Source organism: Pseudomonas sp. SDO5522_S412 (genome assembly GCF_054071215.1).
Map to the genome: position 1 here is coordinate 1 of NZ_JBSVWQ010000344.1, position 4,437 is coordinate 4,437.

Genomic DNA, 4,437 nt, shown 5'->3' on the forward strand with positions numbered 1-4,437 from the left:
GCGGTACTTCAGTCGATATCTTCGTTGACTGGCACTCCGCTTTCGCGAGCAAGCCCGCTCCCACATTCGTTATGCAGTGTTACTTGAACCCCAGTTGCCGCCAACCTTCGTAAACCGCGACGGCCACGGTATTGGACAGGTTCAGGCTGCGGCAGCCTTCGCGCATCGGCAGGCGCAGGCGGTGGCCGTCTGGCAGGGCGTCCAGCACGTCTGCCGGCAGGCCGCGGCTTTCCGGGCCGAACAGGAAGGCGTCGCCTTCGGCAAAGCTGGCATCATGGAACGGCCGCGAACCCTTGGTGGTAAACGCGAACAACCGTGGGTGGTTCAGGCTTTCCAGGCAGCTGGCAAGGTCGGCGTGGCGTTGCAGGGTGGCGTACTCGTGGTAGTCCAGCCCGGCGCGGCGCAGGCGCTTGTCGTCCATGTCGAAACCCAAGGGCTCGATCAAATGCAGGTGGCAGCCACTGTTGGCGCACAGCCTGATAACGTTGCCGGTATTCGGCGGAATTTCTGGTTGAAAAAGGATGACGTGAAACATGCACGGCTCCGAAGGCAAAGATGCGCTGCATTCTACCCCTGAAGAAGACCCCAGGCCGAAGCTATTGCCACGGGTTTTAGGCTCGTTGGCGATTGTCGGCTTGATGGTAGGCCTGATGATCGGCCGGCTGACCACGCCAGACCCGGTTGAGCTGCAGCAGGTAGAGCCCGCCGCCGATGGCCTGGTGGTGTGGTTCAACAGCGAACCCAAGCTGCACGGCGAGCATATCGACGGCACCGTGGCGCTGCTGTTCGATGCGCTTGGCAAGGCCCAGGGCGGCCAATTGAAGGTCAATGACAAGGATGTGAACTGGCGCGTACGCAAGACCGATGGCGGCTTGCTGCTGAACCTGGTGGCGGCTCGGCCGTTGCGCGGGGAGTGGTCGGGAGAGAAGGCCGATGGACGCTGGCGGGTGGAGATCCATCTCCAGGAGCAATAAAAGAGGGAATCCCCGGCCTGCCTGTACCAAGGTTCCCAAAACGGGCTGGGGCTATGGGCGCGTTGCCTCATAAGCCCCGGGTGTAAAGAAGGGAGTTCCCGGCCTGCCTGTACCAGGGCTCCCAAAACGGGGTGAAGCCAAAGGCTTCGGTGTTAAAGAGGGAATCCCCGGCCTGCCTGTACCGAGGTTCCCGAAACGGGTGTGGGGCGCGACGCGATCCGCATCAAGCACCCCGGGTGTTAAAGAGGGGATTCTCGGCCTGCCTGTACCAAGGTCCCCGAAACTGGGTAGTGACAGGGTTATTGCAGGGCGCGTGCCAGAATTGCGAAGTGGCGCCAAAAAAATTCTTCAGAAAGCGCAAAGCCCCGGAATACGGGGCTTTGGCTTTTTTGGGTTTTAATATTTTCTTAACAAGGCATGTGTTTCAGGCGTTGGATAAGTGCGCGATGCCGGTTCGTGGTGCATTGAAGCGGTGCACAGTGCTGAAACCTTGTGGAGATCCAAATGTGGGAGCGGGCTTGCTCGCGAAGGCGGCGCGTCAGTCGATACGTATGTTGACTGAACCATCGCCTTCGCGAGCGAGCCCGCTCCCACACTGGATCTTCGGTGTACTTGAGGGATCAATCAGCCTTCATCGCCCTCATCATCATCCCCACCGTCGACCTTCATCCCCAGCTCCTTGATCTTGCGTGTCAGCGTATTGCGGCCCCAGCCCAGCAGCACGGCGGCGTCGCGACGACGTCCAGCAGTATGCTTGAGGGCGGTTTCGATCATGATCCGCTCGAAAGCCGGCACAGCGCTGTCCAGCAGGTTCGACTGGCCACGTGCCAGGGCCTGGTCGGCCCATTGGCGCAGCGCCTGCTCCCAGTTGGTCACCGGTGCCGAATCCTGCGGCAGGCTCAGCAGCTCAGGCGGCAGGTCGCTGATATGCACTTCGCGCCCCGAAGCCATCACCGTGATCCAGCGGCAGGTGTTCTCCAGCTGACGCACGTTGCCCGGCCATGGCAGGTTCTTCAGGTATTCCTCGGTCTCGCTTTTCAGCAGCTTCGGCTCGACGGCCAGCTCCTGGGCGGCGCGGCTGAGGAAGTGACGGGCCAGGGTCGGGATGTCCTCGCGACGGTCCGACATCCGTGGGATGTGGATGCGGATCACGTTCAGGCGGTGGAACAAGTCTTCACGGAATTTCCCGGCGTGCACCAGGGTTTCCAGGTTCTGGTGCGTCGCCGCGATGATACGTACGTCGACCTTGACTGGCGTGTGCCCGCCTACCCGATAAAACTCGCCGTCGGCCAGGACCCGCAGCAAGCGCGTCTGGGTGTCGGCCGGCATGTCGCCGATTTCATCGAGGAACAGCGTGCCGCCGTCGGCCTGTTCAAAACGGCCACGGCGCAGGTTGGCCGCACCGGTGAACGCGCCTTTTTCATGGCCGAACAGTTCCGACTCCATCAAGTCTTTCGGGATCGCCGCCATGTTCAGCGCAATGAACGGCGACGCCGCCCGTGGGCTGTGACGGTGCAGGGCGTGGGCCACCAGCTCTTTACCGGTACCCGACTCGCCATTGATCAGCACGGTGATGTTGGAGTGGCTCAAGCGCCCGATGGCGCGAAACACTTCCTGCATCGCCGGCGCTTCGCCGATGATTTCCGGGGTACGGGTCAGGGCCGGCGGGGCTTCCTGGTTCTGCTGTTCCTGGGCGTGCTGGTTGGCGCGTTTTACCAGCGCCACCGCTTCGTCCACGTCGAACGGTTTTGGCAGGTATTCAAAGGCGCCGCCCTGATAGGACGCGACAGCGCTGTCCAGGTCCGAGTGCGCGGTCATGATGATCACCGGCAGGCGCGGGTGCTGCTCGCGAATCCGCGCCAGCAAGTCCAGGCCACTGGCGCCGGGCATGCGGATGTCGGAGATGATCACATCGGGCTGCTGGCGAGCCAGGCGGCTCATCACCCCGTCGGCGCTGTCGAAGCTCTGGGTGGTCATGCCTTCCTGTTGCAAGGCTTTCTCCAGGACCCAGCGGATAGAACGGTCGTCATCGACGATCCAGACAGTTTCACTACGGCTCATGTCGATGGGGCTCCTTGTTCCAGTGGCAGAAAGATCGAGAAGGTGGTGTGACCGGGATGGCTCTCACATTCGATCAAACCCTGGTGCTGGCTGATGATGTTCTGGGTAATGGCCAGGCCGAGCCCGGTACCGTCCGGGCGGCCGCTGACCATTGGGAAAAAGATGGTTTCCTGCAGTTCTGCAGGGATGCCGGGGCCGTTGTCGATGATCTCGACCTTGGTCACCAGGCGATGGCGCACGTGGCCAATGGTGAACTGGCGCAGGGCACGGGTACGCAGGCTGATGCGGCCCAGGCGCAGTTCGTTCTGGCTGCTGATGGCCTGCATGGCGTTGCGCACGATATTGAGCACCGCCTGGATCATCTGCTCGCGGTCGATCAATACGTCGGGAATGCTTGGGTCGTAGTCGCGCACCAAGGTGATGCAGCCCTGGCTTTCGGCCTCCACCAACTGGCAAACCCGCTCCAGCACTTCGTGCACGTTGGTCATTGCCAGAGACGGCAGCTTGTTGGAGCCGAGCATGCGGTCTACCAGGTTACGCAGGCGGTCGGCTTCCTCGATGATGACGTTGGTGTAGTCCTTGAGGTTTTCGTCCGGCAGCTCGCGGGCCAGCAGCTGTGCGGCACCGCGAATCCCGCCCAGGGGGTTCTTGATCTCATGGGCCAGGCCGCGCACCAGCATCTTGCTGGTTTCCTGCTTGGACAGCTGCGCCTCTTCCTTGGTGATGCGCAGCAGGCGATCGCGGGGATGCACCTCCAGCAGCAGCAAGGTGGCGCCGTGGCTGAGGATCGGTGTAACCGCGTAGTCGACGGTGAGGGTCTGGCCGGTGAGGGCGGTGAGCATCGCTTCGCGCTTGGTGAACGGGTGCGCCTGCTCCACGGCCTGGCGCAACGAGCTCAAGGCCTCGGCCGACTCAGTAAACAGCTCACTGATGAATTGCCCATGGCTGCGCTGCCCGCTGATGGCCAGCAGCATCTCCGCCGCCGGGTTCATGTACTCAAGGCGCAGTTCGTCATTGAGCAGAATGGTCGCGGTGGTCAGGTTGTCGAGTAACAGGCGGTGCAGTGCGTCGCTGATGGTCATTAGGACCTCTTTTGGAGCAAGGCGCGGGCTTGAGGCACACGCTGATACAAGGAAAATGCAAAAACCAAACCAAAGCTCCGAAAAGAAGCGTTAAAGCCCTGAAATGGGGGCTTAAGGCGCGAAACTGTGGCGTTCTGCCAGCTTGGACGGGAAGTTTCGAACCAAAATGGGTTGCGTAAGTGGGAAGGGTGCAGCGTATCGCACCAATATAGTGCGGTTTTGAAAAGTCTGTTCAGGAAGCTGGTGGCAGCGACTGATTGGCTGAATGGGTCGGATCTAAATTGTGGGAGCGGGCTTGCTCGCGAAGGCGGCGTGTCAGT

4 protein-coding genes are annotated in these 4,437 nt (G+C 61.4%); 1 reads left to right on the forward strand and 3 read right to left on the reverse strand.

What is annotated here, in order from left to right:
* Nucleotides 1-79: 79 nt before the first annotated feature.
* Nucleotides 80-535 (reverse strand): tRNA (cytidine(34)-2'-O)-methyltransferase, encoded by a 456-nt coding sequence (locus tag ACW9I6_RS31035; protein ID WP_003218007.1) that lies wholly within the window; start codon nt 533-535, stop codon nt 80-82.
* On the opposite strand from ACW9I6_RS31035, the gene ACW9I6_RS31040 reads away from it, so the two are divergent.
* Nucleotides 534-974: a hypothetical protein gene (locus tag ACW9I6_RS31040; RefSeq protein WP_003218005.1), complete on the forward strand. Its 441-nt coding sequence runs from the start codon at nt 534-536 to the stop codon at nt 972-974. The two genes, ACW9I6_RS31035 and ACW9I6_RS31040, sit on opposite strands and share 2 nt — an antisense overlap.
* 624 nt (nt 975-1,598) lie before the next feature.
* Here ACW9I6_RS31040 and ntrC read toward each other — a convergent pair.
* Together ntrC and glnL are read right to left on the reverse strand one after the other, a co-directional pair.
* Nucleotides 1,599-3,035, reverse strand: a complete 1,437-nt coding sequence (ntrC, locus tag ACW9I6_RS31045) for a nitrogen regulation protein NR(I) (protein ID WP_003218003.1) — start codon at nt 3,033-3,035, stop codon at nt 1,599-1,601.
* Nucleotides 3,032-4,117: a nitrogen regulation protein NR(II) gene (gene glnL, locus ACW9I6_RS31050; protein WP_003218001.1), complete on the reverse strand. Its 1,086-nt coding sequence runs from the start codon at nt 4,115-4,117 to the stop codon at nt 3,032-3,034. The genes ntrC and glnL overlap by 4 nt, the downstream gene beginning before the upstream one ends.
* Nucleotides 4,118-4,437: the final 320 nt, after the last annotated feature.